Source organism: Streptomyces sp. NBC_00989 (assembly GCF_045162655.1).
Taxonomy (GTDB): domain Bacteria; phylum Actinomycetota; class Actinomycetes; order Streptomycetales; family Streptomycetaceae; genus Streptomyces.
The window spans coordinates 4,751,775-4,777,368 of record NZ_CP108728.1 but is presented as its reverse complement, the minus strand read 5'-3'; the positions used below and the strand labels follow the sequence as shown (position 1 = coordinate 4,777,368).

23 protein-coding genes, 1 pseudogene and 1 riboswitch are annotated in these 25,594 nt (G+C 71.8%); of the genes and pseudogenes, 12 read left to right on the top strand and 12 right to left on the bottom strand.

Annotated elements, in window-relative coordinates:
- Positions 1-49: 49 nt before the first annotated feature.
- Together OG714_RS20685 and OG714_RS20680 are read left to right on the top strand one after the other, a co-directional pair.
- Positions 50-1,039: a malate dehydrogenase gene (locus OG714_RS20685; RefSeq protein WP_019055650.1), complete on the top strand. Its 990-nt coding sequence runs from the start codon at positions 50-52 to the stop codon at positions 1,037-1,039.
- A 140-nt stretch (positions 1,040-1,179) separates the two neighbouring features.
- On the top strand, positions 1,180-1,959 hold the full coding sequence (locus OG714_RS20680; protein ID WP_406122995.1) for a hypothetical protein: 780 nt from the start codon (positions 1,180-1,182) through the stop codon (positions 1,957-1,959).
- A 14-nt stretch (positions 1,960-1,973) separates the two neighbouring features.
- Here OG714_RS20680 and OG714_RS20675 read toward each other — a convergent pair whose 3' ends face one another.
- Together OG714_RS20675 and OG714_RS20670 are read right to left on the bottom strand one after the other, a co-directional pair.
- Positions 1,974-2,663 (bottom strand): siderophore-interacting protein, encoded by a 690-nt coding sequence (locus OG714_RS20675; protein WP_406122993.1) that lies wholly within the window; start codon positions 2,661-2,663, stop codon positions 1,974-1,976.
- A 42-nt stretch (positions 2,664-2,705) separates the two neighbouring features.
- Positions 2,706-4,115 (bottom strand): MFS transporter, encoded by a 1,410-nt coding sequence (locus OG714_RS20670; protein ID WP_406122991.1) that lies wholly within the window; start codon positions 4,113-4,115, stop codon positions 2,706-2,708.
- Between the two features lie 94 nt (positions 4,116-4,209).
- On the opposite strand from OG714_RS20670, the gene OG714_RS20665 reads away from it, so the two are divergent.
- Entirely contained in the window at positions 4,210-5,145 is a 936-nt protein-coding gene (locus tag OG714_RS20665; protein ID WP_406122989.1) for a LysR family transcriptional regulator, read from the top strand.
- Positions 5,146-5,217: 72 nt separating this feature from the next.
- Here OG714_RS20665 and OG714_RS20660 read toward each other — a convergent pair.
- Together OG714_RS20660 and OG714_RS20655 are read right to left on the bottom strand one after the other, a co-directional pair.
- A pseudogene (locus OG714_RS20660) lies at positions 5,218-5,523 on the bottom strand (alpha/beta hydrolase fold domain-containing protein); the annotation flags it as partial.
- Positions 5,524-5,636: 113 nt separating this feature from the next.
- Positions 5,637-6,524, bottom strand: coding sequence for a GNAT family N-acetyltransferase (locus tag OG714_RS20655; RefSeq protein ID WP_406131892.1), 888 nt, complete (start codon positions 6,522-6,524; stop codon positions 5,637-5,639).
- A 292-nt stretch (positions 6,525-6,816) separates the two neighbouring features.
- Between OG714_RS20655 and OG714_RS20650 the strand changes: the two genes are divergently transcribed.
- From OG714_RS20650 to OG714_RS20630, 5 genes are all read left to right on the top strand, one after another.
- Positions 6,817-8,343, top strand: a complete 1,527-nt coding sequence (locus OG714_RS20650; protein WP_406122987.1) for an aldehyde dehydrogenase family protein — start codon at positions 6,817-6,819, stop codon at positions 8,341-8,343.
- Positions 8,344-8,509: 166 nt separating this feature from the next.
- Positions 8,510-10,042, top strand: coding sequence for a GMC family oxidoreductase (locus OG714_RS20645; protein ID WP_406122985.1), 1,533 nt, complete (start codon positions 8,510-8,512; stop codon positions 10,040-10,042).
- Positions 10,039-11,172: a glycine betaine/L-proline ABC transporter ATP-binding protein gene (locus tag OG714_RS20640; RefSeq protein ID WP_406122983.1), complete on the top strand. Its 1,134-nt coding sequence runs from the start codon at positions 10,039-10,041 to the stop codon at positions 11,170-11,172. The genes OG714_RS20645 and OG714_RS20640 overlap by 4 nt, the downstream gene beginning before the upstream one ends.
- On the top strand, positions 11,172-13,127 hold the full coding sequence (locus OG714_RS20635; RefSeq protein WP_406122981.1) for an ABC transporter permease: 1,956 nt from the start codon (positions 11,172-11,174) through the stop codon (positions 13,125-13,127). The genes OG714_RS20640 and OG714_RS20635 overlap by 1 nt, the downstream gene beginning before the upstream one ends.
- A gap of 1 nt (position 13,128) precedes the next feature.
- The gene (locus OG714_RS20630; RefSeq protein WP_406122979.1) at positions 13,129-14,085 is read left to right on the top strand and encodes an ABC transporter substrate-binding protein; all 957 of its coding nucleotides are present in this window, start codon (positions 13,129-13,131) and stop codon (positions 14,083-14,085) included.
- Positions 14,086-14,098: 13 nt separating this feature from the next.
- On the opposite strand, the gene OG714_RS20625 is transcribed toward OG714_RS20630, so the two are convergent.
- Positions 14,099-14,821, bottom strand: coding sequence for an isocitrate lyase/phosphoenolpyruvate mutase family protein (locus OG714_RS20625; protein ID WP_406122977.1), 723 nt, complete (start codon positions 14,819-14,821; stop codon positions 14,099-14,101).
- Positions 14,822-14,867: 46 nt separating this feature from the next.
- Entirely contained in the window at positions 14,868-15,365 is a 498-nt protein-coding gene (locus OG714_RS20620) for a carboxymuconolactone decarboxylase family protein (protein ID WP_406122975.1), read from the bottom strand.
- Positions 15,366-15,411: 46 nt separating this feature from the next.
- Between OG714_RS20620 and OG714_RS20615 the strand changes: the two genes are divergently transcribed.
- A complete protein-coding gene (locus OG714_RS20615; protein WP_406122973.1) occupies positions 15,412-16,803 on the top strand; it encodes a PLP-dependent aminotransferase family protein in 1,392 nt (463 codons plus the stop codon).
- A gap of 127 nt (positions 16,804-16,930) precedes the next feature.
- Here OG714_RS20615 and OG714_RS20610 read toward each other — a convergent pair whose 3' ends face one another.
- Entirely contained in the window at positions 16,931-17,782 is an 852-nt protein-coding gene (locus OG714_RS20610; RefSeq protein WP_406131891.1) for a hypothetical protein, read from the bottom strand.
- A 235-nt stretch (positions 17,783-18,017) separates the two neighbouring features.
- Positions 18,018-18,107: riboswitch (ZMP/ZTP riboswitch) on the top strand.
- Positions 18,108-18,138: 31 nt separating this feature from the next.
- Between OG714_RS20610 and OG714_RS20605 the strand changes: the two genes are divergently transcribed.
- Positions 18,139-19,593, top strand: coding sequence for a glycine hydroxymethyltransferase (locus OG714_RS20605; RefSeq protein WP_406122971.1), 1,455 nt, complete (start codon positions 18,139-18,141; stop codon positions 19,591-19,593).
- A gap of 38 nt (positions 19,594-19,631) precedes the next feature.
- On the opposite strand, the gene OG714_RS20600 is transcribed toward OG714_RS20605, so the two are convergent.
- The 4 genes from OG714_RS20600 to OG714_RS20585 all read right to left on the bottom strand — a co-directional run bounded on the left by OG714_RS20600 (position 19,632) and on the right by OG714_RS20585 (position 22,907).
- Positions 19,632-20,387, bottom strand: a complete 756-nt coding sequence (locus OG714_RS20600) for a hypothetical protein (RefSeq protein WP_406122969.1) — start codon at positions 20,385-20,387, stop codon at positions 19,632-19,634.
- Between the two features lie 119 nt (positions 20,388-20,506).
- Positions 20,507-21,211 carry a hypothetical protein gene (locus tag OG714_RS20595; protein ID WP_406122967.1) on the bottom strand — a complete coding sequence of 235 codons (705 nt, stop codon included), beginning with the start codon at positions 21,209-21,211 and terminating at the stop codon, positions 20,507-20,509.
- Positions 21,212-21,466: 255 nt separating this feature from the next.
- A complete protein-coding gene (locus tag OG714_RS20590) occupies positions 21,467-22,360 on the bottom strand; it encodes a hypothetical protein (protein ID WP_406122965.1) in 894 nt (297 codons plus the stop codon).
- The gene (locus OG714_RS20585) at positions 22,347-22,907 is read right to left on the bottom strand and encodes an RNA polymerase sigma factor (RefSeq protein WP_406122963.1); all 561 of its coding nucleotides are present in this window, start codon (positions 22,905-22,907) and stop codon (positions 22,347-22,349) included. The genes OG714_RS20590 and OG714_RS20585 overlap by 14 nt, the downstream gene beginning before the upstream one ends.
- A gap of 131 nt (positions 22,908-23,038) precedes the next feature.
- Here OG714_RS20585 and trpS point away from each other — a divergent pair, with 131 nt between their 5' ends.
- Positions 23,039-24,052 (top strand): tryptophan--tRNA ligase, encoded by a 1,014-nt coding sequence (gene trpS, locus OG714_RS20580; protein ID WP_406122961.1) that lies wholly within the window; start codon positions 23,039-23,041, stop codon positions 24,050-24,052.
- Between the two features lie 172 nt (positions 24,053-24,224).
- Positions 24,225-24,803, top strand: a complete 579-nt coding sequence (locus OG714_RS20575; RefSeq protein ID WP_406131890.1) for a 2'-5' RNA ligase family protein — start codon at positions 24,225-24,227, stop codon at positions 24,801-24,803.
- A 30-nt stretch (positions 24,804-24,833) separates the two neighbouring features.
- Here OG714_RS20575 and OG714_RS20570 read toward each other — a convergent pair whose 3' ends face one another.
- Positions 24,834-25,577: a decaprenylphospho-beta-D-erythro-pentofuranosid-2-ulose 2-reductase gene (locus tag OG714_RS20570; protein ID WP_406122959.1), complete on the bottom strand. Its 744-nt coding sequence runs from the start codon at positions 25,575-25,577 to the stop codon at positions 24,834-24,836.
- Between the last annotated feature and the right edge of the window lie 17 nt (positions 25,578-25,594).

Sequence of the window (25,594 nt, the reverse complement as noted above, 5' to 3'; positions counted from 1 at the left end):
ACCCCGGGGCAGTGCCGCCCCACCGCCAGCTGTCATAACGGAGAACGCCATGACCCGCACTCCCGTGAACGTCACCGTCACCGGCGCGGCCGGCCAGATCGGTTACGCCCTGCTCTTCCGCATCGCCTCCGGCCAGCTGCTCGGCGCGGACGTGCCGGTCAAGCTGCGTCTCCTGGAGATCACCCCGGCGCTCAAGGCCGCCGAGGGCACGGCGATGGAGCTCGACGACTGCGCCTTCCCGCTCCTTCAGGGCATCGACATCACGGACGACCCGAACGTCGCCTTCGCCGGCACGAACGTCGCCCTCCTCGTCGGCGCCCGCCCCCGCACCAAGGGCATGGAGCGCGGCGACCTGCTCTCCGCGAACGGCGGCATCTTCAAGCCGCAGGGCAAGGCCATCAACGACAACGCCGCGGACGACATCAAGGTCCTCGTCGTCGGCAACCCGGCCAACACCAACGCGCTCATCGCGCAGGCCGCCGCCCCGGACGTACCGGCCGACCGCTTCACCGCGATGACCCGCCTCGACCACAACCGCGCGCTGACCCAGCTCGCGAAGAAGACGGGCACCACGGTCGCCGACATCAAGCGTCTGACCATCTGGGGCAACCACTCCGCCACCCAGTACCCCGACATCTTCCACGCCACGGTCGCCGGCAAGAACGCCGCCGAGACCGTGAACGACGAGAAGTGGCTGGCCGAGGAGTTCATCCCGACCGTCGCCAAGCGCGGCGCCGCGATCATCGAGGCGCGCGGCGCGTCCTCCGCGGCCTCCGCCGCCAACGCCGCCATCGACCACGTCCACACCTGGGTCAACGGCACGGCGGACGGCGACTGGACCTCGATGGGTATCCCGTCGGACGGTTCCTACGGCGTCCCGGAGGGCCTCATCTCCTCCTTCCCGGTCACCACGAAGGACGGCGTCTACGAGATCGTCCAGGGCCTGGACATCAACGAGTTCTCCCGCGCCCGCATCGACGCGTCGGTGAAGGAGCTGGAGGAGGAGCGCGAGGCGGTCCGCTCCCTCGGCCTGATCTAGTCGTCCGAGGGGCCGTTCTCGACGGCTCTGTCACGGGCTTGCGCGGGCCCTGTTCCGGTTACGGCCGGAGCGGGGCCCGTTCCCTGTTTCCGCCGCTAACTTCGGAAGAGGTACGTGGTGGGTGATTCGGGGGGTTCGTGATGAGTGACTGGGATCGTTACGGGGCGGAACGCGGGCCGAGCGAGGAGCGCGGGCAGGCGGCCTGGTCGCTGTGGTCCACGGCGGAGACGCAGACCTCGCTGACCCCGCCGGCGTGGGTGTCCCCACCGGCTCCCGCTCCGACTCCCGCCCCAACTCCCCTTCCCGCGCCTGCTTCCGGCCGTCGCGCCTGGCGGCTGGTCCTCGCGGTGGCTCTCGCGGTGGTGCTGGGCGCGGGCGCCGGGGGTGGTCTCTGGTACGTCACGCACGGGCGCGGCACGCACGACCACGCGGACACGAGCGCGCGTACGAGCACGACCGGGCCCGGATCGCCGTACCGCACCGCCCAGGACCCCACCGGCTACACGGTCGCCGTCCCCAAGGGCTGGACCCGCACCCAACGGCAGGGCGCGAAGGCCCCGGTGGTCACCTACGACTCCCCGGACGGCACCCGCCGCCTCCAGATCTTCCGCGTCTCGGAGAACTCCCCGGCCGAGTCCCTCGACCTCGCGGAGAACGACCCCGGCTACGGCTTCGTCCGCCAGCCCGGTTACCAGGTCGTCGACCGTTCATCCGGCCCCACTTGGGCCGAACTCACCTATCGCTACGACGGCCAGGACAAGGGTGCGCGCCGGGTGGTCGACCACCGCTTCGAGGCGGCGGACGGCTCGCTGTACGCGGTCCGGTCCAGTGGTCCCGAGTCTCTCGATCCGGCCCTGGTCAGGGGCCCGCTCACCGCGGCGGTGGATTCCTTCTGCCCGGCGGGAGCGAACTGTCGGTAAGCGGGGGCGGGTTCCTACTCCATTCCCCGCTTGCCCGGCGCCCAGAACGGCTTCGTGAGGACGGAGCGCCGGTCCCAGCCCAACTCCCGTACGAGCACCTGCCGTACCTGCTGCACGGTACGGGCCTCCCCGGCGACGTACGCGATGCCGCCGGGTTCGGGAGCGAGGTGTTGTACCGCGTCGGGGAGTGAAGTCCCGCCCCTGGTGAGCCAGTCGAGGTGCTCGGAGTGGGCCAGCGGCAGCCGGTCCTCCTTGGCCTCCGTCTCGACGCAACCGGAGACCCGCGCCCCCTCGGGCAGTGCGGCCAGCATCGCCCCGAAGGCGACGGCGGCCGTCTCCTCGCCGACGAAGACGTGGTGGGAGGCGTCGGGGCGGAGCGTGAAGGTGCCCTCGGGCTTGCGCAGGCGCACTTGCTCTCCGATGCCGACGCTCTTTCCCCAACGGCCCCCGGGTCCCCCCTCGGAGTGGTCCAGCACGCACAACTCGACGGCGCCGGACGGGTCGTAGCGCCAGATGGAGTACGTGCGCAGGGTCAGGCCGGTGACCAGGACGCGGACCTGCTGGCCGGGGCGGACGTCGAGTCCGGTGAGGGCGTCGCTCTCGACGCGGATGCGGCGCATGCGGGCGGTGATCGGTTCGGCGGCCGTGACGGTGGCTCGGAGTGTCACCAGGTCGAGGACGGGGTTCAGGAGGGTGGACGGCACAGGGGGCTCCTCAACTGGGTGGCGCGTGTGGGGAGTTGATGATCAGGAGTGGCGGGCTGGACGCGATAGTACGCGTTCCCCGTCGGACGCGATAGTGCGTGTGGTGGTCTTGCGGTCGCGGTGCCCGACGATCACGACCGCGGTGGCCGCGAGGACGATCAGGGCGACCGTGCGCAGCGCCGGGGCCATGCCGTGGGCGAGGTCGGGGTGGGCGGCCAGGATCGTGCCGGTGACCGCCACGCCCAGGGCCGCGCCGAGTTCGCGGGCCGAGGTGCCCAGGCCGGAGCCGAGGCCCGTCTGGTGCGGCGGCAGCGAGGTGACGACACCGACCGTGAGCGCGGGCATGGAGAGCCCGGTGCCCGCCGAGATCACGAGCAGCCAGCAGGCGTACGTCCAGTACGGGGTGCCCGCGTCGGCGGTGGACGCGCCCAGCAGGCCCAGGCCGATGAGGGCGAGACCGGTGCCGATGACCGGGCGCGGGCGGTGCGACCAGCGGACGGCGAGTTTCGGGACGAGGGCCATGCCGATCGTCAGCGGCACGATCGCGACGCCGGTGACGGCGGCGCCGTAGCCCTTGATGCCTTGCAGGTACTGGGAGTTGACGTAGAAGAGGGAGAACAGGCCGAAGAAGCCGGTGGCCGTGCCGAGGGTGGCCGCGCGGAGGGTGGGGGAGGCGAGGACGCGCGGGTCGAGGAGCGGGGTGCGGGAGCGCAGGGCGTGGATGGTGAAGGTGGCGATCAGTACGGCGCCCGCCGTGAAGGCCGTGATGATGCGGGCGGAGGTCCAGCCGTACGTCGGGCCCTCGATGATGCCGAAGAGGACGGCGACCAGGCCGGTGGTCAGCAGGGCGGTGCCGGTGGGGTCGAGGTTGCTGTGCGCGGCGCGGTCCGTGCGGGGTGTGGTGAGGACGACCGCGAGGGCCAGCAGGGCGGCGAGCGGGACCATCACCCCGAACAGGGCGCGCCAGGACAGGAATTGGCCGACCAGGCCGCCGCCGAGGTTGCCGGCGAGTCCGCCGAGGCCGAGTGCGAGGGTCCAACTGCCCATGGCGCGGGCCCGGTTCTCCGGGGCGGACAGGTGCACCAGGATCGACATCGTCGCGGGCGTGATCAGTGCCGCGCCCGCGCCGGACAGGCCGCGGCCCGCGATCAGCGTCGCCGGGTTCTGGGCGAGCGCGCTGGTGGCGGCGCCCGCCGCGAACAGGGCGAGGCCGGCGAGCAGCGCGCCCTTGCGGCCGTGCCGGTCGCCGAGGGCGCCGGCCGGGATGAGCAGTCCGGCGAAGACGATGACGTACGCGTCGACCATCCACAGCAGTTCGGTGTGCGAGGGGTGCAGGGACGATGAACTCAGCTGCGGGATCAGGAGGTTGATGGCGGCGACCATGCTCTGCGCGACGAGGACGCAGGCGCAGAGGGTCAGGAGTGTCGACCGTTTCAGGGCGTGAGTGGGCACGGCTCCTCCAGGGAGCTTCGGTGTGGTGTGGGGTGCCCTGTCACCGTAGGCTCGGCGGTGACCTGCTTTCCAGTGCAACCTTTGCAAGGGGAGAATGCGTGTGACGCAATCCAGTGCCGCCGGAGGACTGGACCTCAATCTGCTGGTCGCCCTCGACGTGCTGCTGGAGGAGCAGAGCGTGCAGGGCGCCGCGCACCGGCTGCATCTCTCCGAGCCCGCGATGAGCCGCACGCTCGGCCGCATCCGCAAGGCGCTCGGCGATCCCGTACTGGTGCGCGCCGGGCGGAAGATGGTGCCCACTCCGCGTGCGCTCGCCGTGCGCGCCGAGGTGAGCGCGGTGGTGGAGCGGGCGCGGGCCCTGTTCGCGCCGGGCCGGGACACCGACCTCAGGACCGTCACCCGTACGCTCACGATCATCGGCCACGACGCGATCGCCGCCCTGTACGGCGCGGCGCTGTTCGCACGCGCCGCCGAGGAGGCGCCCGGCATCCGCATCCGGTTTCTCTCCGAGAGCCATGTCGACACGCCGTTCCTGCGGCAGGGGACCGCCGACCTGGAGGTGGGGGTCATCGACTCCACGGCGCCCGAGGTGCGGGTGGAGACCCTGCACGAGGACCGGATGGTCGGGATCGTCCGGGCCGGACATCCGTTGCTGGAAGGGGAGTTGACCCCGAAGCGGTTCGCCGAGTCGGGGTCCCATCTGCTGGTGTCGCGGCGCGGCAAGCTGCACGGTCCCGTCGACGCCGCGCTCGCCGAACTCGGCCTGGAGCGGCGGGTGGTGGGCTCCGTCGGCACCCTGCCCGCCTCGATGTTCGTGCTGCGCGACACCGACCTGATCGGGCTGACCAGCTCCTGGGGTCTGCCGATGGCCGCTGAGTTCGGCCTGGTCACCTTCGACGTGCCCCTCGAACTTCCCCCGGTCCCCCTGGGGTTGGCCTGGCACCCGCGCCACGAGGCCGACCCGGCGCACGCGTGGCTGCGGGGCGTCGTACGGGCGTTGATGGGGGACTGGTCGCAGGCCGTCTCCTAGACGCCGGTACCCGGGGCCAGCGCCGAGCGGATGGATTCCGCCGCGGTGAGCGGGGCGTCCCGCGTCGGTCGGCAGATCCGTGACCGGCTGGAAGAGCACCTGCAACGCCGGAGTCGGAATCGGCCCGCGGCGAGCGGCGCGAGCCGTCTCCTGGGCGATGACGGCGGCCAGGTTGCCGCCCGCGCTCTCGCCGCCGACGCCGACGCGGGCCGGGTCCAGCCCGTACTCCTCGGCGTGGGTGGCCACCTGGGTGCAGGCGCCGAGCGCGGCGTCGAGGGCGGCCGGGAACGGGTTCTCCGGGGCCGGCCGGTAGCCGACCGAGATCACGACGATGCCGGTGTGGTGCGCCAGCCACCGGGAGACGGCGTCGGCCGCCGCGAGGTCACCGAGGGTTCAGCCGCCCCCGTGGAAGTGGACGAGGCCGCCGGCCGGGCCGGTGAGTCCGGCCGCCGGAACCGAAGCCGTCGGCGCGGTTCGTCGTCGCCGGCTTCTCAGCGGCCGACCCGGGCGGACCGGCCTCGCCCCAGCCGCTTCTCGAACCAGTGGTCCGCGTACACATGGTCCACGTACGCCGGAATCTCCGCGTACCCGCACGCCCGGTACATCGCCCGCGCCTCCGTGAGCACCGCGTGCGTGTCCAGGCGTACGACGGTCAAGTCGTGCTCTACGGCGGCCAGTTCGAGCGCCGCGAGGATGCGGCGGGCGAGGCCGAGACGCCGGGCGTCGGGGTGCACCCAGACGTGCCGGATCTCGCCGACGCCCGGCTCCAGGGTCCGCAGCGCCCCGCAGGCCATCGGCCGCCCCTCCTCGTACGCGACGAAGAACGCGCCCGCGTCCCCGGTGACCTCGTCCGGCCGTACGAGGTCCGTCTTGTCGAAGCCCTCGGGGAAGCGCGCGTCGATGTCGGCCGCGTAGGCGTCGAGACAGGCGCGGGCGTCCTCGGTGGCGCCGTCGACGAGGGTGATCGTGATGCCGGCGAGGCGGAGGAGGCGCTGGGTGGTCGCCAACGCGTGGGTGAGTTCGGTGCGTTGGAGTGCGGTGAGGGTGGTGAGGAGGCCGGCGGCGAGCGCGTTGGCGCGGCGCTGCTGCTCCTCGACCTCGACGCGGCCGGTGTCGGTGAGCTCGATCAGGCGCAGACGGGTGTCGTGCGGGGGCACGGTCAGCCGGACCAGTCCCTGCGCCTCCAGCGACTTCGCCATCCGGCTCAAGTAGCCAGCGTCCAGGGCGAGTCGGGCACGCAGCTCCCGCAACGAGACCCCGTCCCCGATCTCGAACAGCAGCCGGGCCTCGCCGAGGGGGCGGTCCTGGCCGAGGTAGTGGTCGTCGAGCGCGCCGATGCGGCGGGTGAAGTAGCGGTTGAAGCGACGGAAGGCGTCGATGTCCTCCGCGGTCACCGGTGCGGGTGCGGGTGCGGATACGGGTGCCGGTGTCGGGGCGGGTGCCGGTGCTGGTGTCGATTCCGTGACGGGCTCCATAGTTCTTTGACTTTAGTCAAAGGAGTCGGGGGAGTCCATGATGATGCGGCTTTTGTCCCCCTGTTCAGTGATCCGGCCCACTTTCAGCCACGGATTGCGCATGCATACGGACGTCCCGGGCAGGCGCTCGCAGTCCCCGAGAGTGACAGTTAGGTGACGCTGGGGCGCTGAACAGGAACGGAAGGCAATACCGATCATGGCCGACAACACGGAACAGCAGGCGGGGAAGACCATTCACGCGGGCGGGGAGTGGCTCGAAGCGGTCTCCGGGGCCACCCGCGAGATCATCGACCCCGCGGACGCGCTGCCGTTCGCCGTGGTCGCGGAGGGCGACGAGAAGGACACGGACATAGCCGTCGCCGCCGCCCGCGCCGCCTTCGACGGCGGTGAGGGGGCCTGGCCGCGCACCCCCGTGACCGAGCGCGCCGCCCTGCTGCGCCGGGTCGCCGACCTCCTCGTGCGCGACCGCGAGGAGCTCGGCCTGCTGGAGAGCCGGGACGCGGGCAAGACCGTGGAGGAGGGCCGCGTCGACATCGACTGTGTCGCCGACGCCTTCCGCTACTTCGCCGACCTCGTCGCGGGCGAGGCCCCCGGCCGGGTCGTCGACGCGGGCACGCCCGAGGTGCACAGCGTCGTCGTGCACGAGCCGGTCGGCGTCTGCGCGCTGATCACCCCCTGGAACTACCCGCTGCTCCAGGCGAGTTGGAAGATCGCGCCCGCCCTCGCGGCCGGCAACACCTTCGTCGTCAAGCCCAGCGAGATCACCCCGCTCACGACGGTCGCCCTGATCGACCTGCTCGTCGAGGCCGGGCTGCCCGCCGGTGTCGCCAACATCGTCACCGGGCCCGGCCACTCGGTCGGCGCCCGGCTCGCCGACCACCCCGACGTCGACCTCGTCTCCTTCACCGGCGGCCTCATCAGCGGCACGAAGGTCGCACAGGCCGCCGCCGTGACCGTCAAGAAGGTCGCCCTCGAACTCGGCGGCAAGAACCCCAACGTCGTCTTCGCCGACGCCTGCGCCACCGAGGAGGGCTTCGACACCGCCGTCGACCAGGCCCTCAACGCGGCCTTCATCCACAGCGGCCAGGTCTGCTCCGCGGGCGCCCGCCTCATCGTCGAGGAGACCGTCCGCGAACGCTTCGTCGCCGAACTCGCCCGCCGCGCCGAGAGGATCCGCCTCGGCCGCGGCACCGAGGACGGCGTCGAGTGCGGCCCGCTCGTCTCCGAACAGCAGCGCGCGAAGACCGAGTCGTACGTCGCCGCCGCATTGGCCGACGGCGCGGTCCTGCGCTCCGGCGGCAAGCGCCCCGAGCCGACCGCGTCCCGGCCCGCGACCGGCTACTTCTACGAGCCGACCGTCCTCGACCAGTGCCACCGCGAGATGAGCGTCGTACGCGAAGAGGTCTTCGGACCGGTCCTCACCGTCGAGACCTTCCGTACCGAGGACGAGGCGGTCGCGCTCGCCAACGACACCGAGTACGGCCTCGCGGGCGCCGTCTGGACCACCGACGCGGGCCGCGCGCGCCGCGTCGCCGGACGGCTGCGGCACGGCACCGTCTGGATCAACGACTTCCACCCCTACCTCCCGCAGGCGGAGTGGGGCGGCTTCGGAAAGAGCGGTGTGGGCCGGGAGCTCGGCCCCGCCGGACTCGCCGAGTACCGCGAGGCCAAGCACGTCTACCAGAACCTGGCGCCGAAGCCGGTGCGCTGGTTCGCGGGCTGAGCCCCGCGGGCGGCCGCGCCGGTTCGCAGGCCGGCCTCCCCGGTCGGCCGCGCCGGTTCGCAGGCCGCCCCTCGCCCTCGGTCCGTGGTCCGGCCCCCGGCCCGCTTCGCGGATCGACCCCGCTCGTCCCCTTCGACCCCCAGCCCCCACTGGAGTGAGTACCCCCATGCCCGACAACGAGTACGACTACGACTACGTCGTCATCGGCGGCGGCACCGCAGGCTCCGTCATCGCCTCCCGCCTCACCGAGAACCCCGACGTCACCGTCGCCGTCATCGAGGGCGGCCCCAGCGACGTCGGCCGCGAGGACGTACTGACCCTGCGCCGCTGGATGGGCCTCCTCGGCGGCGAGCTGGACTACGACTACCCGACCACCGAGCAGCCGCGCGGCAACTCCCATATCCGGCACAGCCGCGCCCGCGTGCTCGGCGGCTGCTCCTCGCACAACACCCTCATCGCCTTCAAGCCGCTGCCGTCCGACTGGGACGAGTGGGAGGCGGCCGGCGCGAAGGGCTGGGGCGCGATCTCGATGGAGGCGTACTACGCCCGCCTCCTCAACAACATCGTCCCCGTCGACGAGAAGGACCGGAACGCCATCGCCCGCGACTTCGTCGACGCGGCCCAGGCGGCCCTCGACGTCCCGCGCGTCGAGGGCTTCAACAAGGCGCCCTTCACGGACGGCGTCGGCTTCTTCGACCTCGCCTACCACCCCGAGAACAACAAGCGGTCCAGCGCGTCCGTCGCGTATCTGCACCCGGTGATGGACGAGCGCCCCAACCTGACCATCTTCCTTGAGACGTGGGCGCACCGGCTGGAGCTGAACGGCACCCGCGCCGAGGGGGTGCACGTCCGCACCAAGGACGGCGAGGAACTCCTCGTCCGCGCCCGCCGCGAGGTCGTCCTGTGCGCCGGCGCCGTCGACTCCCCGCGGCTGCTCCTGCACTCGGGCATCGGCCCCCGCAAGGACCTCGAAGCGCTCGGCATCCCCGTCGCCGTCGACCTCCCGGGCGTCGGCGAGAACCTCCTCGACCACCCCGAGTCGGTGATCGTCTGGGAGACGAACGGACCGATCCCGGAGAACTCCGCGATGGACTCCGACGCGGGCCTGTTCGTACGCCGCGACCCCCAACTCCCGGGCCCCGACCTGATGTTCCACTTCTACCAGGTCCCCTTCACCGACAACCCCGAGCGCCTCGGCTACGAACGCCCCGAGTTCGGCGTCTCCATGACCCCGAACATCCCCAAGCCGAAGAGCCGCGGCCGCCTGTACCTGGAGAGCGCCGACCCGGCCGTCAAACCCGCCCTGGACTTCCGCTACTTCACCGACGAGGACGACTACGACGGCCGCACCCTCGTCGACGGCATCCGCATCGCCCGCGAGATCGCGAAGACCGAACCACTCGCCGGCTGGCTGAAGCGGGAGGTGTGCCCCGGCCCGGAGATCCTCGGCGACGCGGAACTCGGCGAGTACGCCCGCAAGGTCGCCCACACCGTCTACCACCCGGCCGGCACCTGCCGCATGGGCGCCGACACCGACGAACTGGCCGTGGTCGACCCCGAGTTGAGGGTCCGCGGCCTGGACGGCATCCGCATCGCCGATGCCTCCGTCTTCCCGACCATGCCCGCCGTGAACCCGATGATCGGGGTGCTCATGGTCGGCGAGAGGGCCGTAGACCTGATCGGAGGCGGTGCGCGATGAGCACCCTCAGTACGCCCAATGGCCTTGATACGCCCGGCAGTTCCGCGAGCACGAGTGCGGCCGGTGGTTCAGCGAGCGCGAGTACGTCCGGTGACCCCGTGTTCTCGGTGGACGGCCTCTGGAAGGTCTTCGGCCCGAAGGCCGACCAGGTCCCCGCCGACCCCGAACTCACCGCCCTCGACGCCGCCGACCTGCGCACCCGCACCGGCTGCACCGCCGCCGTCCGCGACGTCTCCTTCGACGTCCGCAAGGGCGAGGTCTTCGTGGTGATGGGCCTGTCCGGCTCCGGCAAGTCCACCCTGGTCCGCTGCCTCACCCGCCTCATCGAACCCACCGCCGGCACCATCGCCATCGACGGCGAGGACGTCCGCGCCATGGACAAGTCCCGGCTGCGCGAACTGCGCCGCCACCGCGCCGCGATGGTCTTCCAGCACTTCGGCCTCCTCCCGCACCGCACGGTCCTCGACAACGTCGCCTACGGCCTGGAGATCCAGGGCGTCGGCAAGGCCGAGCGCCGCCGCCGGGCCGCCGAGGTCGTCACCAAGGTCGGTCTGGAAGGCATGGAGCAGCGCCGCCCCGGCCAGCTCTCCGGCGGCCAGCGCCAACGCGTGGGCCTCGCCCGGGCGTTGGCGGTCGACCCCCAAGTCCTCCTGTTCGACGAGCCGTTCAGCGCGCTCGACCCGCTGATCCGGCGCGACATGCAGGAGGAGGTCGTCCGGCTCCACGAGGAAGAGGGCCGCACGATGGTCTTCATCACCCACGACCTGAACGAGGCGCTGAAGCTCGGCGACCGCATCGCCCTGATGCGCGACGGCCGCATCGTCCAGCTCGGCACCCCCGAGGAGATCGTCGGCTCCCCGGCCGACGACTACGTCCGCGAGTTCGTACGGGACGTACCGCGCGCGGACGTCATGACGGTCCGTACGGCGATGCGGCCCGGGGACTGCGGAGGTAAGGAGCACCCCGGTGCGCTCGCGGCCGACGCGGTCGTGGCCGAGGCGATCAAGGTCGTGTCCCGCACCGGACGGCCCGCCTGCGTCGTGGAGGACGGCCGCTGTCTGGGCGTGGTCGACCACGCACGCTTGCTGGACGTCGTCGCGGGAGCGGAGCTCCACAAGGAGGCGGTCTGATGGCAACGGTCACCGCACCCGCCCCGCGCCTCGCCCTCCCCGGCGTCTTCCGGCACCGGGCCGCGCACAAGCTCCTGCTGCTCGCGCTCGCCGCGGCGGTCCTCGTACCGCTCGCCAACGCGCACTGGTCCAGCGGAAGTTGGCCGCACGCCCTCACCGTCGACCTGTCCGGTCCGCTGGGCCGGGCCAACGACTGGATCATCGACAACCGCGACAGCTCCCCGCTGTTCCTCTACTTCTTCGGCTACGTCAGCAACGCCGTCGTCCTCTCCGTACGCGCCGTCTACCTGGTGCTGCTCGCCGCGGGCTGGGCGGGCGTCACCGCGTTCGGCGCGCTCGTCGCCTGGCGGGTGGCGGGCGTACGGCTCGCGATCGGGACCGGCGTCGCCTTCCTCGCCTGCGGGCTGCTCGGCATGTGGGTACCGACCATGCAGACCCTCGCGCTGATGGTGGTCGCGGTGCTCACCTCGGTCGTCGTGGGCGCGCTGCTCGGCCTGGCCGGCGGCCTCTCCGAGCGCACGGACCGCGCACTGCGCCCGGTCCTGGACACCATGCAGGTGCTCCCGGCCTTCGCCTACCTCCTCCCCGTCGTCCTGGTCTTCGGCATCGGCGTCCCGGCAGCCGTCCTCGCCACCGTCGTCTACGCCGCCCCGCCCATGGCCCGCCTCACCGCGCTCGGCCTGCGCAACGCCGACCCGGAGGTCCTGGAAGCCGTCGAGTCCCTGGGCGCCACCGGACGTCAACGCCTGTTGACCGCACGGCTCCCGCTGGCCCGCAAGCAACTCCTCCTCGGCCTCAACCAGACGATCATGATGGCCCTGTCCATGGCCGTCATCGCCTCCGTCATCGGCGCCGGAGGCCTCGGTGACCGCGTCTACCAGGCCCTCGCCTCCGTGGACGTCGGCGCGGCCCTGGCCGCCGGTATCCCGATCGTGCTCCTGGCCGTCGTACTGGACCGCGTCACCGCGGCGGCGGGCGAACAGTCCGACGAGTCCGCGGGGGAGCCGGGGTCGGGTCGCCGCCTGTGGCTGTACGCGCTCGGCGCCACCGTCGCCGTGGCGGTGGTCGCCCGTCTCGCCGGCGCCCTGGACTGGCCCTCCGGCTGGACCCTGGGCATCGCCGAACCGGTGAACCGCGTCGTCGACTGGATGACCGCCCACCTCTACTCCGGCGTCCCCTACCTCGGCGGCACCGCCGACTGGGCCGGCCACTTCACCACCTGGGTCCTGGACCCCGTACGCGACGGTCTGCAGTGGCTGCCCTGGTGGTCGGTGCTGCTGATCGTCGCCGCCCTCGCCTGGGTGATCGGCACCTGGCGCACCGCGCTCACCGCCGTCCTCGCCATGGCCGCGATCGGCGTGCTCGGCGTGTGGAAGCCGTCGCTGGACACCCTGTCGCAGGTACTGGCCGCCGTGGCCGTCACCCTCGTCCTCGGCTTCGCGACCGGCATCGCCGCCGCCCGCAGCGACCGCTTCGAACGCGCCCTGCGCCCCGTCCTCGACGTCTGCCAGACGATGCCGCAGTTCGTGTACCTGATCCCGGTCGTCGCCCTGTTCGGCGTCGGCCGCGCCCCCGCCGTCGCGGCGGCCGTCGTCTACGCCCTCCCCGCCGTCGTCCGCATCACCACCCAGGGCCTGCGCCAGGTCGACCCGGCCGCCCTGGAGTCGGCCCGCTCACTCGGCGCGACCAGCACCCAGCAGCTGCGGCAGATCCAACTCCCGCTCGCCCGCCCGGCGTTGCTCCTCGCCGTCAACCAGGGCGTGGTCCTCGTCCTCGCCGTCGTCATCATCGGAGGCCTGGTCGGCGGCGGCGCCCTCGGCTACGACGCCGTATTCGGCCTGGCGCAGGGCGACTTGGCGACCGGACTCGTCGCCGGCGCCGCGATCGTCTGCCTCGGCCTGATGCTCGACCGGGTCACGCAACCGACGGAACGTCGCACCAAGAAGGGAGCGTGACATGCGAGTTCGTACGGCTTATTCGGTGGCCGCGGTGACGTCCCTCGCCCTGCTCTCGGGCTGTGGCGCCGCCGACATGACCAAGCAGGCCTCGCCGTTCGCCAACGCGCAGGGCGCCAAGACCGTGACCCTCTCCGTCCAGTCCTGGGTGGGCGCACAGGCCAACGTGGCTGTCGCGCAGTACCTGTTGGAGCACAAGCTCGGCTACCGCGTCGACACCGTGCAGGTCGACGAGGTCCCCGCGTGGGACGCGCTCAGCCAGGGCCGGGTCGACGCGATCCTGGAGGACTGGGGCCACCCCGACCAGGAGAAGCGCTACGTCGTCGACAAGAAGACGATCACGCGCGCGGGCGGCCTCGGGGTCACCGGCCACATCGGCTGGTACGTCCCGACCTACCTGGTCAAGCAGCACCCGGACATCACCGACTGGAAGAACCTCGACAAGTACTCCTCGCTGTTCCGCACCGCCGAGAGCGGCAGCAAGGGTCAGCTGATGGACGGCTCGCCCTCCTACGTCACCAACGACAAGGCCCTGGTGACGAACCTGAAGCTCAACTACCAGGTGGTGTTCGCCGGTTCGGAGGCCGCGCAGATCACCCAGATGAAGCAGTTCGCCAAGGAGAAGAAGCCCTTCCTCACCTACTGGTACGCCCCCCAGTGGCTCTTCGAGAAGGTCCCCATGACGGAGGTGAAACTCCCCGCCTACAAGGAGGGTTGTGACGCCGACGCCGCCAAGGTCGCCTGCGCCTACCCCCACACCCCGCTGGAGAAGTACCTCAACACGGACTTCGCCAAGCGCGGCGGCAAGGCGGCGGCCTTCCTGAAGAAGTTCAACTGGACGACCGAGGACCAGAACGAGGTCTCCCTGATGATCGCCGACCAGAAGCTGTCCCCGGCCGACGCGGCCAAGAAATGGGTGGACAGCCACCCCTCCACCTGGAAGGCATGGCTGTCCTGAACCCGTTCACCGCTCACCGCTTCAGCTCGGCGGCCCTCCCCTGGAGTGCGCGTGCCGCCCAGCGCTGGAGCCCCGGCCCGAACGTGATGCGAGTGGCCCCGAGTTCACCGAGTTCGGTGGGCGAGGGGCCCTCGCCGTCCAGCCGCGCGAACACGTTGACCGGCCCCTGGATACCGGACCGCAGCAACGGCAGCACATCGGCCGGAGCCATGATCGGATAGACGCAGTCGGCACCCGCGGCGACGTACAACGCGGCCCGCTCGATGGCCCGTTCGGGGTTCCCGTCACCGTGCAGGAAGGTGTCGACCCGCGCGTTGACGAACAACCGCTCCGCCGCCACCGCCCGCACCTCGGCCAGCCACTCGGCATGCTGCCGAGGGTCCTTGAGCACACCCCTGTCGGAGTCCTCAAGGTTGCAGCCCACCGCCCCCGCCTCCAGCAGCCGCTCCACCAGCTCCTTCGGCGCGAGCCCGTACCCGCCCTCGACATCCGCCGACACCGGCACATCCACGGCCCGCACGATCCGCGCGACCGCCGCGAACATCTCGTCCGCCGGCACAGCCCCGTCCTCGTACCCGAGCGAGGCGGCGACCCCGGCACTGGGCGTGGCGAGTGCCGCGAACCCGGCCTCCACGAACACCCGCGCACTGACCGCGTCCCAGGGCCCCGGCAGCACCAGCGGATCCCCGGGCAGCCGCCGCTGATGCAGACTCCGGAACAACTCCACCTTGCTCACGGCCGACGCCCCCGCACCTCTCGGTCCAACACCCTTCCAGGCGCCGTCACTTGTACTGACCCGCCTTGTAGTGCCCCGGCACCATCCGCGTGCTCACCCCGAACCGGTTCCACGCGTTGATCACCGTGATCGCGGCGATCAGCTGCGCCAGCTCGGCCTCCTCGAACTGCTCGGCCGCCCGCTCGTACACCCCGTCCGGCACGAAGCCGTCCGTGATCACGGTGACCGCCTCGGTCAGCTCGATCGCCGCCAGCTCCTTCTCGGTGTAGAAGTGCCGCGACTCCTCCCACGCGCCGAGCTGAATGATCCGCTCCACGCTCTCGCCCGCCGCGAGCGCGTCCTTGGTGTGCATGTCGAGGCAGAACGCGCAGTGGTTGAGCTGCGAGGCGCGGATCTTCACCAGCTCCAGCAGCTTCGGGTCGAGGCCCCGCCGGGCGGCGGCGTCGAGACGGACCATCGCCTTGTAGACCTCGGGCGCGTGCTGGGCCCAGTCCAGGCGGGGGCTGTGTTCGTGGGCGTAAGGAGCTTCCTGTGCTGTGGTCATGTCTCGACTCTAGAAGTCAGGCAGCCCAGGAGTATGGTCCATTTCCATGGTGAAATCTTGGGCCACTTTTGGCGTCGACCTGCATGTCGAACCGACCGGCACCAGCACTGGTGTCCGCCGCGGCCTCACGGACGCGCTGCGCGACGCCGTCCGCACCGGCCGCCTCGCCCCCGGCACCCGGCTGCCCTCCTCCCGCTCCCTCGCCGCCGACCTGGGCATCGCCCGCAACACGGTCGCCGACGCCTACGCCGACCTCGTCGCCGAGGGCTGGCTCACCGCCCGCCAGGGCTCCGGCACCCGCGTCGCCGAACGCGCCGTCGTCCCGCCCACCGACACCACCCCGCCCCGCCGCCTCCGCAGCCGCCCCACCTACGACCTCGTCCCCGGCACCCCCGACCTCGCCGCCTTCCCCCGCACGGAGTGGCTCAAGGCCGCCCGCCGCGCCCTCACCTCCGCCCCCTACCAGGCCCTCGGCTACGGCGACCCACGCGGCCGCGTCGAACTCCGCACCGCCCTCGCCGCCTACCTCTCCCGCGCCCGCGGCGTACGAACCGACCCCGAGCACATCGTGATCAGCGGGGGCATCTCCCACGGCCTACGGCTGCTCGGCGCCGTCCTGCGGGCCCGCGGCGCCCACACCATCGGGGTGGAGTCCTACGGCCTCGCCGTCCACTGGCAGATCCTGGACGAGGCGGGCCTGCGCACCCGCCCGCTCCCCCTCGATGAACTGGGCACGAACCCGGGCCAGTTGACGGACGAACCGGCGGTCCTGCTCACCCCCGCCCACCAGTTCCCCATGGGCGTCCCCCTCCGCCACGACCGCCGCTCCGCCGTCGTCGACTGGGCCCGGCGCACCGGCGGCCTGGTCCTGGAGGACGACTACGACGGCGAGTTCCGATACGACCGCCAGCCCATCGGCGCCCTCCAAGGCCTCGACCCGAACCACGTCGTCTACCTAGGCACCGCCAGCAAGTCCCTCGCCCCCGGCCTCCGCCTGGCCTGGATGGTCCTGCCCCCCTCACTGATGGACGAGGTCGCGAAGGCGAAGGGCGGCATCGACACCTGCGGCGTCCTGGACCAACTGACCCTCGCCGAATTCATCACCTCCGGCGCCTACGACCGCCACGTCCGCGCCGCCCGCCTGCGCTACCGCCGCCGTCGGGACACCCTGGTCGACGCCCTCGCCCAGCACGCCCCCGACGTCCACGCCACCGGCATCGCGGCGGGCTTCCACGCCGTCCTCAGCCTCCCGCCCGGCACCGAACAGACCGTGGTCCAAGCCGCCGCCTGGCAGGGCCTGGCCCTCCATTCCCTGTCCTTCTACCGCCACGAACACGCCCTCGCCGACCCGATGGACGCCCTGGTGGTGGGCTACGGAACACCACCGGACCATGCGTGGGCGGGGGCGGTGGAGGCGTTGTGCAGGGTGCTGCCGTGAGGGTGCGCACCTCTTCAACGCAGGCCGGCATTCCAACGCAGGTCCGCGAAATCAGCCCGTCCGGCGTTTGAGGACGAGGCCCCTTCAGGGCCGAAGCGGGGTCCGGGGGCGCAGCCCCCAGGGCCGGTCACCCCAACTCGCCCGCACCATCCACCGCTTCACCGCCGGAGGCCGGCGCCTCGCCGAACCGAGCCAACGCCAACGCCCCCGCCACAGCCACCAGGAACCCCAGCACCGCCAGCCACTCCAGCCCGTCCCGAGTACGGTCCCCGAGCCACACCACCCCCACCGCCGCCGGCCCGAGCGTCTCCCCGATCACAATCCCCGCCGTCGCCGTCGTCACCGACCCCCGCTGCAGCGCCGTCGTCAGCAACAGAAACGCCGCACCTCCACCGACGAGCAGCGCGTACGTGGCCGGATTGGCGACCAGTGTCGAGGGATTCAGCGAGTCGATCAACCGGACCGCCACCTCCACCACCCCGAACCCGAACCCGGCCCCCAGCCCCAGCGCCAACGCCCGCCCCCGCTCCGGCAGTCGCCCACCGACCAGCCCGAGCAACAGCACCGCCACCGCCGTCGCCAGCATCGCCCACTTCAACGCCATGGACCCGTCCCGGTGCCCCTCCGCCCCGGACGCCAGCCCCAGCATCGCCAGCCCCGCGCAGACCACGCCGACGGCCGCCCACTCCACCCCGCTGAGCCGAACTCCCAGCAGCCGGGCGGCCACCACCGCCGTCACCGCGAGGCTCGACGCCAGCGCCGCCCCGACCGCGTAGATGGGAAGCGACCGCAGCGCCGCGATCTGGAACACGAAGCCCAGACCGTCCAGCCCCAGCCCCGCCAGATAGCGCCACTGCCGCAGCGCCCGCAGCAACAGCGCCGCGTCCCCGCCCCCACCGGTCGTGGCCGCCCGCGCGGCGACCGCCTGAAGCACCGTCGCCGTACCGAAGCAGACCGCCGCGCCGAGCGCGCACACCATTCCAAAGAGCACAAAGTGACTCTAGGGGAGGGGAGATCGCAGCGGTCCCCCGCGTGAGCCCTCTCACCCAACTCAAGGAACTCCGCAGCTGCCTCCAGAAACTCCCGGGGCGGTGGCTGGAGTCCCCCCGACACCGCGCGGAGTCGGGCCGGCCCCCACTCCACATCCGCCGCCGATGAGCGCTTCCGCATGGTGGACGCGGGAGCCGCACCGTCCGGCACGCCCGGTAGGCTGACCGGCGGGCCGTGACTGGCGCGCTGGGATGGGACCGACCATCGGGGAGCGGCCCGAGCTGGAATGTGTGCCGTGCGCCTGGGCCGTACCGAGAACGCCGAACGCCACGTCCGGAGGTCCCCATGCCCGACAATTCCGCGCCCCTTTCCCCTGAGTCCACCGCCTTCCGTGCCGCCCTCGATGTGATCCGGGCCGTCGAGCCGCGCGTCGCCGACGCCATCGGCCAGGAAGTCGCCGACCAGCGCGAGATGCTCAAGCTGATCGCCTCCGAGAACTACGCCTCCCCGGCCACCCTGCTGGCCATGGGCAACTGGTTCAGCGACAAGTACGCCGAGGGCACCATCGGCCGCCGCTTCTACGCCGGCTGTCGCAACGTCGACACCGTCGAGGCCCTCGCCGCCGAGCACGCGCGCGAACTCTTCGGCGCCCGCCACGCCTACGTCCAGCCGCACTCCGGCATCGACGCCAACCTCGTCGCCTTCTGGTCGATCCTCGCCGACCGCGTCGAGGTCCCGGCCCTCGCGAAGGCGGGCGTCCGCCAGGTCAACGACCTCTCCGACGCCGACTGGGCCGAACTCCGCCAGGCCTTCGGCAACCAGCGCATGCTCGGCATGTCCCTGGACGCCGGCGGCCACCTCACCCACGGCTTCCGCCCCAACATCTCCGGCAAGATGTTCGACCAGCGCTCCTACGGCACCGACTCGGCGACGGGCCTCATCGACTACGAGGCGCTGCGGATCTCCGCCCGTGAGTTCAAGCCGCTGATCATCGTCGCCGGCTACTCCGCCTACCCGCGTCTGGTGAACTTCCGCATCATGCGCGAGATCGCCGACGAGGTCGGGGCGACCCTGATGGTGGACATGGCGCACTTCGCCGGCCTAGTCGCGGGCAAGGTGCTGACCGGTGACTTCGACCCGGTCCCGCACGCCCAGATCGTCACCACCACCACCCACAAGTCGTTGCGCGGCCCGCGCGGCGGCATGGTCCTGTGCGACGACTCCCTCAAGGACCAGGTCGACCGCGGCTGCCCGATGGTCCTCGGCGGCCCCCTCCCGCACGTCATGGCCGCCAAGGCCGTCGCCCTCGCCGAGGCCCGGCAGCCCTCCTTCCAGGACTACGCCCAGCGCATCGTCGACAACTCCCGTGCGCTGGCGGACGGTTTGATGCGCCGCGGCGCCACCCTGGTCACCGGCGGCACCGACAACCACCTCAACCTGATCGACGTCGCCTCCTCCTACGGCCTCACCGGCCGCCAGGCCGAGGCCGCCCTGCTCGACTCGGGCATCGTCACCAACCGCAACGCCATCCCCGCCGACCCCAACGGCGCCTGGTACACCTCCGGCATCCGCATCGGCACCCCCGCCCTGACCACCCGTGGCCTGGGCACCGCCGAGATGGACGAGGTCGCCGGTCTCATCGACCGTGTCCTCACCACCACGGAGCCCGGCACCACCAGCAAGGGCGCGCCGTCCAAGGCCCAGCACATCCTCGACCCGAAGATCGCGGACGAGATCTCCCACCGTGCCACCGACCTCGTCGCAGGCTTCCCGCTGTACCCGGAGATCGACCTCGGCTGACCCCCGCTCTCTCTTGAGTTGTCAAAGACCGGCGACTCTCACAGATCGATGAGTTCCTGTCGTGGTTCCTCGCGCGGCGGTCCGGCCTCACGCCGGGCCGCCGCGCGGCGTATCAGCAGCGTGCCGCCGACCCCGACGGCCACCCCCGCCACCGCCCACCAGACAGGTCCGGCAAGCTCCGCGGATCCAGACCCACCCCCAACCGCCTTGCCGGCGGCGCCGGTTCCGCCGAGCGTCCCCGCCCGCTCCATCTGCGCGAAGACCGCGCGAGGCGCCCGATGCCAGCGGATGTCGTCGTCCGCCACCTCCGGAGCCGGATCCGTCCGCACCCACGGTGTGCCGTCCGCGGCCACGAACAACTGGTCCTCCCGCTCCACCGCCACATCACCACCCGGAGCCCGACTCGTCCGAGGCCAGCCCCCGACCCCGGTCAGCCCCCACACCACGGTGATCCGCACCGCCGGATACCGGCCTGCCTCCCACTCCGGCGACACCCGCTCCGTCCCCGCGTACGTCGGCTGCAACAACGTCCACAGGCGGGCGAACGACGGTTCCCCGGAGCGCCACGCCTCCGTCCGGCCCGTGCCACCCGACACGACGAGCGCCAGATCCGGGATGTCCCGGCGCGGGTCCTGAGCCCGGGCCCGCACCTGCACCTGATCAGTAGCCGGGTCCGGCGACGGATGCATCCCTACAGCCTGGACGTGGGCTTGGGCCTGGACGTGGACCTGTGCCTGGGCCTGTGCCTGGGCAGCCACGGCCAGAGCTATCAACACCGTCCCCGCCAGAGCCATCAACACCGGTCTGGATACGAGACACCGGCCCCGCATCCGCGCCCGTCCCCTCCCGCGTTCCATCCGCCCTCTCTCCCTTTCCCTCTCTCCCCTCGCCATCTCGCTCGTCCCCCCGCCCCTCACACGTCCCGCAATTCCTGCCTGGGCCCCGGCTCCCGCCCCTTCCGCCACCGGTCCAGCGGCAGCCGCGCGGCGAACGGCCGCAGAACCAGGGCCAGTACCGCTCCGGCCGCCGCGCCCGGTATCGCCCACCACCAGTCGGTGCCATGACCCTTGTCTGGAAGGGAGGCCCGCACTGTGGTGGTCCCCGTCCCCGTCTCCGCCCCCGTGTCGGCGTCAGGTGCGACAGTCGCCGGACCGGGCTCGGTCGACTGCCACGGCGCCGGGAGGATGCCGGAGTATCCGTCGCCGGTGGCCTTGCCCATCACGCCCAACTTCTTCAAGAGGGCGCGCAGTTGGGCGGGCTGCGCGGCCCGGTGCCAATAGCCGTTCAGGTTCGTGTTCTCCGGCACGTCGGCCGCCGTGTGGATCCAGACCGCCTGCGGTCGGGACTCGACGGGAAAGACCCGGTCGATCCGCCAGGGCGATATGTCGTGCGCGAGCCAGGTGACGTTGATCTGCCGGGCGTGGACCAGATCGGCCTCGGGCGGTTTGTCACGAGTGCCCTTGCCCTCGGCGCCGAGCAACTGCTGGAGTTTTCCGTACCGTTCGTCCGAGTAGTACAGCGCCGTGGCCTGCCCGCTCTCCGGCGCGGTCACGAGCACGCTCGTCGGCCCGCCCGCCGCCGCGTCCGACGCACCCCACACCATCAGGGTCAGCGTCATCGCCAACGCCCCGCTCAGAGCGGTCAGTTCACGAAACCCGCCCGCACTCCTACCTGTCCTGGCCGCGCTCCTCCCAGCCCTGCCGGCACTCCCGCCCGTCCCATCCGCACCCTCGCCCGCCCCGCCCGTACTCCCGCCTCCGGACATCCGAACCCCCAACCAGCCGATCCCCGTACGGCCCGCCCGCGAGCCGCCTGTCACTTCTGGTACACCGCTCGGCCCGCCGGGGTTCCCACTCCGCCCGCAGTACTCGAACTACTGGCGCTGTTCGAGCGACTGCGCGATCTCCACGGCCCGCCGCTTCGACCCCACGCCCTCCAGACGGAACGTCAGATCACCGCCCGGAACCCCACCGACCGCATGGGTCCACAGCAGCGTCGGCCCAGCCGTCCGCTCCTCCCGCGTATAACGGTCCCCGTCCGCGCCCACCAGCCAGAAGCTCAGCAGATGCGGTCGCGCGAACCACAGCGCCGGGTCCTCTATGCCGTCCGGCGAGACGGTCCCGCCCAGCGACAGCCACTCCGGCGGCTCGCGCACCGTCTTGGCGAAGCCGATGTCCAGCCGCGCCGGATACTCGTCGACCCGGACCGTGTGCCCGCCCTCCCGCCAGCACAGGCTCACCAGGAAGCGCCCCCGCGGTTCGCCCGTCACCGTCACCGCGTCCGGAATGCCCAACGCGTCCGGCACCAACGGCTCGAATCCGGCCCGCTCACGGGCCTGCGCCAGCGTCACCGACCGCCCGCACCCGGGCACCGAGGCACCGGCCGAGGGCACCGCCGACGGGTCGTACCGCACCTCGACCCCGCCGAAGCCGAACCAGTCGTAGACCGCCGCCCGCACCGGAGGTGTGAGCACGAGCACCGTCAGCAGACCGCACAGGGCCGCCACCAGCGCCCGCCGCCGCATCCGCATCCAGCGCCGGACGGCGTGCAGCCGTGCCCGGACCCCGGTGGGCCCGGACTCCTGGACGGGGACCGGGATCTGCTCGGCCAATATCTGCGCCAGCACCCGCTCGACCATCGACTCGGACCCGGCGGCGGCCCCGCTTCCGCCACCGCCCCGCGCGTCCAGCGAACGCCCCAGCGCCCGCAACTCGTCCGGCAGCCGAGGGGCACCCTCGGGCGACTCCCGTCCGTCACTCACACTCATCACCCCCTTCCCGAGGCCGGAAATCCGGCAGCAGCCGCCCGAGTTTCTTCAGCGCGCGGTTCAGCCGGGACTTCACCGTCCCGCGTGGCCAGCCCAGGGCCTGGGCCGTCTCCGGTTCGTCCATCTCCAGGAGATAGCGGTAGGTCACGACCAGGCGGTGCTCCTCACCGAGCTGCTCCAGGGCGGACAGCAGGGCCGCGCGGCGCTCCGTCTCCAGCGTGGCGACCGCAGGGTCCGCCGATTCCGGTATCAGCGGCTCGGCCTCCGCGAACGCCGCCTCCCGGCCGGCGAGCGTGCGCTGACGCGCCGCCGTACGCACTGTGTTCCTCGTCTCATTGGCGACGATCGACAGCAGCCACGGCTTGAACGCCGCGCCGTCCCGGAACCTGCCCAGCGCGCAGTACGCCTTGACGAAGGCCTGCTGCACCACGTCCTCCGCGTCCGCTCCCGCCCCGAGTGCCGCGGCCGCCCTGAGCGCGATGCCCGTGTGGGCCCGCACCAGCTCCGCGTACGCCTCCGGCTCTCCGGCGCGTACGCGTGCGATCACCGCGGCCTCATCGACGATGCGGCCCCCCTCCCGCGTTCTCACACTCTTGTTACACCGCCGGAGCCCCATCGGTTCCCACCTGTTTCCGACCAGTTCCGGACCGGGTCCCGGGACCTGAGAGAATGGTGAGCATGGCCTCAGACCGTCCCCGCGTGCTCTCCGGAATCCAGCCCACAGCAGGCTCGTTCCACCTAGGCAACTACCTCGGCGCCGTCCGCCAGTGGGTGGCCCTGCAGGAGTCCCACGACGCGTTCTACATGGTCGTCGACCTGCACGCGATCACGGTCCCGCAGGACCCGGCGGACCTGCGCGCCAACACCCGGCTCGCCACCGCTCAGCTGCTGGCCGCGGGGCTCGAGCCGGAGCGCTGCACGCTCTTCGTCCAGAGCCATGTCCCCGAGCACGCCCAGCTCGCCTGGGTCATGAACTGCCTGACCGGCTTCGGTGAGGCGTCCCGCATGACCCAGTTCAAGGACAAGTCCACCAAGCAGGGCGCCGACCGCGCGAGCGTCGGTCTCTTCACGTACCCGATCCTCCAGGTCGCCGACATCCTGCTGTACCAGGCGCACGAGGTGCCGGTCGGCGAGGACCAGCGCCAGCACGTCGAGCTGACCCGCGACCTCGCCGAGCGCTTCAACGGCCGCTTCGGCGAGACCTTCACGATCCCGAAGCCGTACATCCTCAAGGAGACGGCGAAGATCTACGACCTTCAGGACCCGTCGATCAAGATGAGCAAGTCGGCGTCCACCCCGAAGGGCCTCATCAACCTCCTCGACGACCCGAAGGCGACCGCCAAGAAGGTCAAGAGCGCGGTCACCGACACGGACACCGTGATCCGCTACGACGCGGAGCACAAGCCGGGCGTCAGCAACCTCCTCACCATCTACTCGACCCTCACCGGCACGTCGATCGCCGAGCTGGAGAAGGAGTACGAGGGCAAGATGTACGGCGCGCTCAAGACGGACCTCGCCGAGGTCATGGTCGAGTTCGTGACGCCGTTCCGGGAGCGCACCCAGCAGTATCTGGACGACCCGGAGACGCTCGACTCGATCCTGGCCAAGGGCGCGGAGAAGGCGCGAGCCGTCGCGGCCGAGACCCTCGCCCAGGCGTACGACCGGGTCGGCTTCCTGCCCGCCAAGCACTGAGGCGTACGACCGCACTGAAGTACCACTGGACAGAGCGCTGCACATCACTACGGTTGCGCCTGCCCACAACTCGGCTGTGGCCGTACAGTCGATAGCCGAGTGGCCGCGCGCGGCCACCCCGCTCACCATCAGGACCACCATCACGACCACCGACAGGACGACAGGAGACGACGTGGGGACCGTAACGATCGGCGTGTCGATCGCGGTCCCGGAGCCTCACGGCAGCCTGCTCCAGGAGCGGCGCGCGGGCTTCGGCGACGCCGCGGCTCACGGCATCCCCACGCACGTCACGCTGTTGCCGCCGACCGAGGTCGACGGTTCGCAACTGCCCGCGATCGAGGCCCACCTCGTCGACGTCGCCACCGCCGGGCGCCCCTTCCCGATGCGGCTGTCCGGCACCGGGACCTTCCGGCCGCTGTCCCCGGTCGTCTACGTCCAGGTGGTCGAGGGCGGCTCCGCCTGCACCTGGCTGCAGAAGCAGATCCGCCACGCCTCAGGGCCGGTGGCGCGCGAGCTGCACTTCCCGTACCACCCGCACGTCACCGTGGCGCACGGCATCGACGACGAGCTGATGGACCGTGCCTTCGAAGCGCTCGCCGACTACTGCGCGGAGTGGTCGTGCACCGGCTTCGCGCTCTACGAACAGGGCCCCGACGGCGTCTGGCGCAAGCTCCGCGAGTTCGCCTTCGGCGCGGCCGTCGTACCGCCCCAGGCGGCCCACACCGAGCGCGGCACGATCCCCAGCCACTAGGGCCTGACAGGCCTCAGGCCTCAGGCGCGGTCAGACCGCCAGTCGCCGGAACAGCGTCCGTGGCAGGTGCCGCAGCGCCGACGTCAGCACGCGCAGCGTCCCCGGCACCCACACCGTCTCCGAGCCCCGGCGCAGGCCCAGTTCGATGGCTGCGGCGACGGATTCGGGGGTGGTCGTGAGCGAGGCCGCCTTCGGGTCGGCCATGGTCCTCGACCGTACGAGCCCCGGCCGTACGACCATGACGTGCACGCCCGTGCCGTGCAGCGCGTCGCCCAGCCCCTGGGCGAAGGTGTCCAGGCCGGCCTTGCTGGAGCCGTAGATGAAGTTCGCGCGGCGGGCCCGTTCGCCGGCGACCGAGGAGAGCACCACCAGGGAGCCGTGGCCTTGGCTCTGCAGGGCGCGGGCGCTGATCAGGCCGGACGAGACGGCTCCGATGTAGTTGGTCCGCGCGACCCGTACCGCGGCGGCCGGTTCGCGCTCGTCCTGGGCCTGGTCGCCGAGGACGCCGAAGGCGAGCAGGACCATGTCGATGGCGCCCTCGGCGAAGACCTTGCCGAGCACGGTCTCGTGGGAGTCGGGGTCGAGCGCGTCGAAGGCGACGGTGTGGACCACGGCCCCCAGGGCACGCAGTTCCGAAGCGGCACTCTCCAGGGCGGGCGACGGGCGGCCCGCCAGCCACACCGTGCGGGTGCGGCGCGCGATCATCCGGCGGGCGGTGGCCAGCGCGATCCGGGACGTGCCGCCGAGGACGAGGAGGGACTGTGGAGGACGCATGCCTGTGACCGTATCGC

Excerpts from the sequence above, each read along its gene's own strand:
- OG714_RS20665 (WP_406122989.1), top strand. The coding sequence starts at position 4,210 with ATGCGTGTGACGCAATCCAGTGCCGCCGGAGGACTGGACCTCAATCTG.
- OG714_RS20685 (WP_019055650.1), top strand. The coding sequence starts at position 50 with ATGACCCGCACTCCCGTGAACGTCACCGTCACCGGCGCGGCCGGCCAG.
- trpS (WP_406122961.1), top strand. The coding sequence starts at position 23,039 with ATGGCCTCAGACCGTCCCCGCGTGCTCTCCGGAATCCAGCCCACAGCA.
- OG714_RS20645 (WP_406122985.1), top strand. The coding sequence starts at position 8,510 with ATGCCCGACAACGAGTACGACTACGACTACGTCGTCATCGGCGGCGGC.
- OG714_RS20630 (WP_406122979.1), top strand. The coding sequence starts at position 13,129 with ATGCGAGTTCGTACGGCTTATTCGGTGGCCGCGGTGACGTCCCTCGCC.
- OG714_RS20650 (WP_406122987.1), top strand. The coding sequence starts at position 6,817 with ATGGCCGACAACACGGAACAGCAGGCGGGGAAGACCATTCACGCGGGC.
- OG714_RS20570 (WP_406122959.1), bottom strand. The coding sequence starts at position 25,577 with ATGCGTCCTCCACAGTCCCTCCTCGTCCTCGGCGGCACGTCCCGGATC.
- OG714_RS20635 (WP_406122981.1), top strand. The coding sequence starts at position 11,172 with ATGGCAACGGTCACCGCACCCGCCCCGCGCCTCGCCCTCCCCGGCGTC.
- OG714_RS20600 (WP_406122969.1), bottom strand. The coding sequence starts at position 20,387 with ATGGCTCTGGCGGGGACGGTGTTGATAGCTCTGGCCGTGGCTGCCCAG.
- OG714_RS20610 (WP_406131891.1), bottom strand. The coding sequence starts at position 17,782 with ATGGTGTGCGCGCTCGGCGCGGCGGTCTGCTTCGGTACGGCGACGGTG.
- OG714_RS20680 (WP_406122995.1), top strand. The coding sequence starts at position 1,180 with ATGAGTGACTGGGATCGTTACGGGGCGGAACGCGGGCCGAGCGAGGAG.
- OG714_RS20640 (WP_406122983.1), top strand. The coding sequence starts at position 10,039 with ATGAGCACCCTCAGTACGCCCAATGGCCTTGATACGCCCGGCAGTTCC.
- OG714_RS20590 (WP_406122965.1), bottom strand. The coding sequence starts at position 22,360 with ATGAGTGTGAGTGACGGACGGGAGTCGCCCGAGGGTGCCCCTCGGCTG.
- OG714_RS20615 (WP_406122973.1), top strand. The coding sequence starts at position 15,412 with ATGGTGAAATCTTGGGCCACTTTTGGCGTCGACCTGCATGTCGAACCG.
- OG714_RS20605 (WP_406122971.1), top strand. The coding sequence starts at position 18,139 with ATGCCCGACAATTCCGCGCCCCTTTCCCCTGAGTCCACCGCCTTCCGT.
- OG714_RS20595 (WP_406122967.1), bottom strand. The coding sequence starts at position 21,211 with ATGACGCTGACCCTGATGGTGTGGGGTGCGTCGGACGCGGCGGCGGGC.
- OG714_RS20620 (WP_406122975.1), bottom strand. The coding sequence starts at position 15,365 with ATGACCACAGCACAGGAAGCTCCTTACGCCCACGAACACAGCCCCCGC.